Below are 6,396 nucleotides of genomic sequence, written 5' to 3'. Positions count from 1 at the left end.
CCTTGCCCAAGTGGTTAACCTGTTGTAATACCTGCAAGAAAAGCTCGGGCTGAGCTATCTGTTCATCTGGCATGACCTATCGATGGTGCGTCATTTCGCCGACCTGGTGGCGGTGATGTATCTTGGGCGCATCGCTGAACTTAGCCCGCGCGACGATCTGTTCGCCAAGCCGCTGCACCCTTATGCCGAGGCGCTGCTGTCGGCAGTGAACGAGCCTGACCCCTCGCTCGCCCGTCGCCCCCGCATCATCCTGAAAGGCGATGTGCCGTCGCCTGCCCGCCCGCCCAAGGGCTGCAATTTCAGCACGCGTTGCCCGAAAGCTTTCGCGCGTTGCCACCTAGAAAAACCCGAATTGCAAGAGGTTGAGCCGGGCCGCCACGTCGCCTGCTTCCTCTACCAGCCGAAAACCGGATCAACCGGTAAATCCGAGGCCAAAGAGCTTAATCAACAAGGAGAACACCGATGAAACTGACCACAGCCCTTCTCGGGGCGGCCTGCGCGCTGTCGTTCGCGCCCGCCGCTTTCGCGGATCGCGGCACTGATGGTGAGGTGAAATTCACCTTCCCGCAGGCCGTGTCGATCATGAACCCGTTCCTGTCTTCCGGCACCAAGGACGTCTACGCAGCCTCGCTGGTGCTGGAGCCGCTGGCGGGCTTTGACGCCGATGGCAACATCATCCCGAAACTTGTGACCGAAATACCAACGCTGGAAAATGGCGGTATCTCGGCTGATTTGACCTCGATCACATGGAAACTGCTGCCCGATCTGAAATGGTCGGATGGCTCGCCCGTCACCGCTGATGACGCGGTGTTCACCGCCGCCTATTGCATGGATCCAGCGGGTGGCTGCGCGCAGTTGTCGAAGTTTGACAGCGTGGCCAAGGTAGAGGCTGTCGATGCCTCAACCGTGAAAGTCACCTTCACCGGACCGAAACCGAACCCCTACACCGCTTTCGTTGGGGCGCTGTCGCCGCTGCTGCAAAAGGCCCAGTTTGCGGCTTGCCAAGGTGCTGCGGCCCCGACCTGCACCGATCCGAACAACATGCCAATCGGCACTGGCCCGTTCAAAGTCACCGGCTTTACCGTCAATGACACCGTGACTTTGGCGATGAACGAAAACTACCGCGATCCGGCGAAACCGGCGTTTGCGAGTGCTGTGATCAAAGGCGGCGGCGATGCTGAAGGCTCCGCCCGCGCCGTGATGGAAACCGGCGAGTTCGATTACGCGTGGAACACTCAGATCCCGCCCGACAGCCAAGCCTCAATGACGGCGGCTGGCAAGGGTGAGTTCGTGGTGGCGTTCGGCACGCTGGTAGAGCGCATCGAGATGAACATGACCGACCCTGACCCGGCGCTGCCGGAAGGTGAGCGTGCGACCGTCAAGCATCCGCACCCGATCCTGTCGGATATCAAAGTTCGCACCGCTTTGTCGAAAGCCATCGACCGTCAAATCCTGTCGGACGTAGGCTATGGCGCGGGCGGTATGCCGACCTGCAATGTCATTCCTGCGCCTGCTGCTTGGGCATCTGACAACACCGGCTGCATCGCGCAAGACATGGAAGGCGCGAAAAAGCTGCTGGATGAGGCTGGCTGGGTTCCGGGCGCTGATGGCATCCGTGAGAAAGACGGCAAGAAGCTGCACATCCTCTATCAATCCACCGTCAACCCGATCCGGCAAGACTTTCAAGCCTTGGTCAAAGATTGGTGGACGGAACTCGGCGTCGATGTAGAGCTGAAAGCTATCGACCCGTCGGTGTTCTTCGGCGGCGATGCAGGCTCACCCGACACGTTCCAAAAGTTCTACGCCGATGTAGAGATGTATGCCAACAACTCGGACGGCACCGATCCTGAGACGTATCTGTCGCAATACCAGTGCGTCAACGCGCCTTCGCCTGACAATCAATGGCAGGGCGAGAACATGAACCGCTTCTGCGACCCGGCTTATGACGCCAAGGTCAAGGTTCTGTCCACCACCGTGGACGTCGCAGAGCGTCAGAAACTTGCCAAAGAACTCAATGACATGGTGACGAAAGACAGCATGGTCGTGGTGCCGCTGGTGCACCGTGGCACGTTGTCGGCGCATTCCAACACCCTTGGCGGCGTGAAAATCAACGCTTGGGATTCGGAAATGTGGAACGTCGCCGACTGGTTCCGCGTGAAGTGATCTGAACAAGGGCGGGGCCTGCGATGGCCCCGCCGCCCCTTCCCCCCTGACTTCTGACCAAAGGCGCAGCCGCCATGCTTACCTTCACGCTCCGCAGGTTACTGCTGGCCATCCCGACGCTTCTGGTCATCAGTTTGGTGATCTTTCTACTGGTCGATCTCGCGCCCGGCTCGCCAATGTCCGAGATACCGCTGACCGTCCCGCCCGACGTGCGCCGCAAAATGATTGAGGCTTTGGGTGCCGACCAGCCGGTATTCTTCCGCTATTTCCTATGGTTGCGGCAGTTCTTCTGGGTCGAGCCCGTGACATTATTCGACGGTTGGTTCGGCACGTCATGGGCTGGCGGCGAACAGCGCATCCTGTCTTGGCAATCGCGCGCGCCAGTGTTCACCATCATCGGCCAGCGCATCCCACAAACCCTGACGGTGATCGGCACCGCCTATCTGGTCGGCATCCTGATCGCGTTGCCAATCGGCATTTACTCCGCCTACCGCCAGTATTCGCTGTTCGACCAACTCGGCACCCTGATCGCGATGATCGGCTTTTCGGTGCCGACGTTCTTTTCCGGCACCCTGATCATCATCATCTTCGCCGTCACGCTCGGCTGGTTTCCGACCAAATATGACACCAACCTGCATGTCACCGATTGGGCGAGTTTCGTCAAACAGTTGCAGCAAATGGCGATGCCAGTGATGACGCTGGGCCTCGCCAATGCCGCCGTGATCAGCCGCTATATGCGCTCATCTATGCTCGATAACATGGGGATGGATTACGTCCGCACCGCCCGCGCTAAGGGTTTGACCGAGCGGGTGGTGGTGCTGAAACACGTGCTGCGCAACTCGATGATCCCGGTGGTAACGGTGATCGCGCTCGGTATCCCGTCGATTTTCGGAGGCGCTATCATCACCGAAAATCTGTTCGGGGTGAACGGCATTGGGGCGGCCCTGATCGGCGCTATCCACGCCAGCGATCTGCCGATGGTGCAAACCCTCGCCTTCATCTTCGCCGTGTTGATCGTCACCTTCAACCTGATCGCCGATGTGCTTTACGGCCTGCTTGACCCGAGGATTCGCTATGACTGAGGCCGCAATCGTCATCCCGAAACCCGAAAGCGCCGCCCGCGCGATTTGGGCGCAATTCCGCAGCCACAAGGGCGCGGTGTTCGGTCTTGTGGTGCTGTCTTTGCTGATCCTCGCCGTGGTAATCGGCCCCTACCTTTGGCACCCCGAAAAGCTGACGGTGGTTGAGGCGATCAAGTCGAAGAACAAAGGCCCATCGTTGCGCTTCCCATTGGGCAGCGATCATTTGGGCCGCGATATGCTGCAACGGATGATCCAAGCGGGGAAAGTTAGCCTAGCCGTGGGTTTCGTCGCCATGATGATCGCCATCGTTTTCGGCACGCTGATCGGTGTGCTCGCAGGCTATTACCGTCGCCTCGACGGCCCGCTGATGCGGCTGACGGATATGTTTCTCGCCCTGCCCCTGGTCCCCCTACTGCTGGTCATTATGATGCTGTTCCGCGACCGCACGGCGAGCATCCTCGGGCCGGAACTCGGCGCGTTCACCCTGATCGTGTTCGCCATCGGCATCACCTCTTGGATGCAAGCCGCCCGGATCGTGCGGGGCGAGGTGTTGGCGCTGAAGGAACGCGAATACGTGCTGGCCGCCCGCTCGATTGGTTCGGCGTCACGGCGGATCATCACGCGGCATATCCTACCGAATGTGGTCTCGCCGGTTATGGTGGCGGCGACGCTCGGGATTGCCGAAGCGATCATCACCGAATCCGTGCTCTCGTTCCTTGGCCTCGGCTTCCCGCCCGATTTCCCGACTTGGGGCCGTCTGCTCTATGATGGCCTGTCCTATATGCAGGTCTATCCTGAGCGGGTGATCTGGCCCGGGCTTGCTATCTCGTTGACGGTGCTGTCGGTGAACTATATCGGCGACGGTCTGCGCGATGCTTTGGACCCGCGCATCCGGGGACGTTGAGCGGGCATGAAACTTCTGGTAATCCACACGGGCGGCACCATCGGTATGGTGCAAACGGCGGCGGGCTATGCCCCGGCTGAGGGCGTGATAGAGGCTGCACTGCACAGCATCGGTGTGCCGAAGGTAAAGCTGCTGCCGTTGCTGCCGCTGATTGATTCTGCCCAGATCACCCCCGCCGACTGGAGCCGCATCGCCCAAGCGATTGCCGATAATCACAGCGATTACAACGGCTTCATTGTCACCCACGGCACTGATACTTTGGCGTTCACCGCAGCCGCCCTGTGCTTTGCCTTGGCAGGCTTGCGTCGCCCGGTGATCCTGACGGGGTCGATGCGCATCCTAAGCCATCCGCAATCTGACGCTTTGCAGAACCTTTCGGGCGCGCTGAAAGCCGTTGAGACCGCCCAACCCGGCGTCTGGGTGCAGTTTGCGGGCCAACTGTTACACGGTGCGAGGCTGCGCAAAACCGACAGCAATGCGCTCGATGCTTTCACCGCCAGCCCCGGCACCATGCCGCCCCGGCAAACCAGCCCGACCTTGCGGCTCACACCCTATTTGCCCGCCGAGATCGGTATTCTCAGCATGGCCCCCGGTCAATCCGAAGCCATGCTGTGCCACGCGCTGATGACGTTAGACGCCGTGGTGCTGCGGGTGTTTGGCACGGGCACCATCCCCGACAGCCCTGCCCTGCGCAAAGCCTTGGCACACGCCCAAAGCAAAGCCACGCCGATCATCGCGGTCAGCCAGTGCCCCGAAGGCGGCGTGAGCTTGGGCAGCTATGCCGCCGGTAATCTGCTGGTTGAAACCGGGGTGATCGACGGCGGTGATATGACGCCCGAGGCCGCCTATGCCAAGCTTTCGCATGTTTTAAGCCTGCCGAAACCCAAACGCAACGCCGCCCTAAGCCGCAATCTTTGCGGTGAGATCAGCGTGTAGGATCAAAGCATCCGCGCCTTGATCCGCCGCAACGCCCCCCACACTGCCAGCACCACCAGCGGCGTCAGCGCAGCCATACCCACCCCCTTGGAAACGCCAAGCCGTTCAATCACCGGATCGGCGATATAAGCCGCCAGCGATACCGCGTAATAGCTGATCGCCACCACCGACAGCCCCTCAACCGTATGCTGCAACCGCAGGGCCATATCGGCACGTCGGTCCATGCTTTCCAGCAGCATCTGGTTCTGCGCTTGGCGTTCGACATCAACCCGGGTGCGCAACAATTCCGCCGCCCGCTGCGCGCGTTCCGCCATCGACCGCAGCCGCGCTTCGGCAGATTTCACCGTCCGCATCGCCGGATCATAGCGCCGCATCATAAACTCGCCAAAGGTCTGCCGCCCCTGCACACGCTCCTCGCGCAGTGCCAAAATCCGCTGGTTCACAATGGCTTCATACGCGCCCGTAGCACCAAACCTGAACGAATGCTGCACCGCGAGGCTTTCCAACTCCGCCGAAATCGCCAGCAATTCATGCAAAGCTGCCTCCGCAGGCCGCGATACGCCATCCAAGCCGGACACCAGCGCCGACAGACGAGGGTCGAGCGCGTTCAGCCGCTCCGTCAGCCCCCGCGCGCGCATCAAGCCCAGCATCGACATGGCGCGATAAGTCTCAATCTCGCACAACCGTTGCACAATCCGCCCCACCCTGCGCGCGCCAGTTTCAGGCTGCACGAACACCGCGAACCGCATGTTGCCCGCCGGATCAATCCTGAAATCGCCCGCGATCACAGCGGCGCCGTCCACAACCCGCGCCACCGCAAGGCTTTCCGGCACAAACCAGTCCTCCAGCTTGGCGAGCATCGCGGCCTCGTCTTCCATCACCTCAACCCGGACCAGCACCGCCGCCAGCCGCTTGCCCGGCGCATCCGCGAGCCACGCATCGGCAAAAACCTCCATCTCTGACGGGTCAAACGCCCGCGCAGACAGACCGGGCGTGAACGCCGAATAGGTCACGAACTCGGTATGGCTTTCCCATTTCAAATCCGCCCGCCCCAAAAAGCCCGAGAAATGCGTCGCCTCTGGTTGCGGATGCGCCGAGCCATAGCGATCGAGCAGCGCCAGTAAATGCGCCCGATCCGCAGCCCGATCCCGGCTGTGCGCCGCAATCGGTTCCTTAATCGCGATATAAGCCGCCATAGAGGGCGCGCTCAGCGCCGGAAACGGTCGGGCATGTAATTCATTAACCAAAGCATAGCGCAGGGGGTGGTCGTCAGTCATCATCGCCTCAGGTCAGGATATATGACCCGATCAG

5 protein-coding genes and 1 pseudogene are annotated in these 6,396 nt (G+C 60.9%); 5 read left to right on the top strand and 1 reads right to left on the bottom strand.

Annotated elements, in window-relative coordinates; genetic code table 11:
* The 5 genes and pseudogenes from JWS10_RS15925 to JWS10_RS15905 all read left to right on the top strand — a co-directional run.
* Window positions 1–466, top strand: a pseudogene (locus JWS10_RS15925) (ABC transporter ATP-binding protein); the annotation flags it as partial.
* The gene (locus JWS10_RS15920; protein WP_299508836.1) at window positions 463–2,163 is read left to right on the top strand and encodes a peptide ABC transporter substrate-binding protein; all 1,701 of its coding nucleotides are present in this window, start codon (window positions 463–465) and stop codon (window positions 2,161–2,163) included. The pseudogene JWS10_RS15925 and the gene JWS10_RS15920, both read left to right, overlap by 4 nt.
* Before the next feature lie 74 nt (window positions 2,164–2,237).
* Window positions 2,238–3,245: an ABC transporter permease gene (locus tag JWS10_RS15915; protein WP_299508835.1), complete on the top strand. Its 1,008-nt coding sequence runs from the start codon at window positions 2,238–2,240 to the stop codon at window positions 3,243–3,245.
* A complete protein-coding gene (locus tag JWS10_RS15910; RefSeq protein WP_299508834.1) occupies window positions 3,238–4,149 on the top strand; it encodes an ABC transporter permease in 912 nt (303 codons plus the stop codon). Before JWS10_RS15915 ends, JWS10_RS15910 begins: the two co-directional genes overlap by 8 nt.
* A gap of 6 nt (window positions 4,150–4,155) precedes the next feature.
* Window positions 4,156–5,085, top strand: coding sequence for an asparaginase (locus JWS10_RS15905; RefSeq protein WP_299508833.1), 930 nt, complete (start codon window positions 4,156–4,158; stop codon window positions 5,083–5,085).
* Between the two features lie 2 nt (window positions 5,086–5,087).
* On the opposite strand, the gene JWS10_RS15900 is transcribed toward JWS10_RS15905, so the two are convergent.
* Window positions 5,088–6,362, bottom strand: a complete 1,275-nt coding sequence (locus tag JWS10_RS15900; RefSeq protein ID WP_299508832.1) for a DUF3422 family protein — start codon at window positions 6,360–6,362, stop codon at window positions 5,088–5,090.
* Window positions 6,363–6,396 lie beyond the last annotated feature (34 nt).

It is taken from the genome of Cypionkella sp. (assembly GCF_028290025.1).
Classification (GTDB): domain Bacteria; phylum Pseudomonadota; class Alphaproteobacteria; order Rhodobacterales; family Rhodobacteraceae; genus Cypionkella.
Note: the sequence above shows the minus strand (reverse complement) of the source record. Positions and strands in the feature narration are given on the sequence as shown.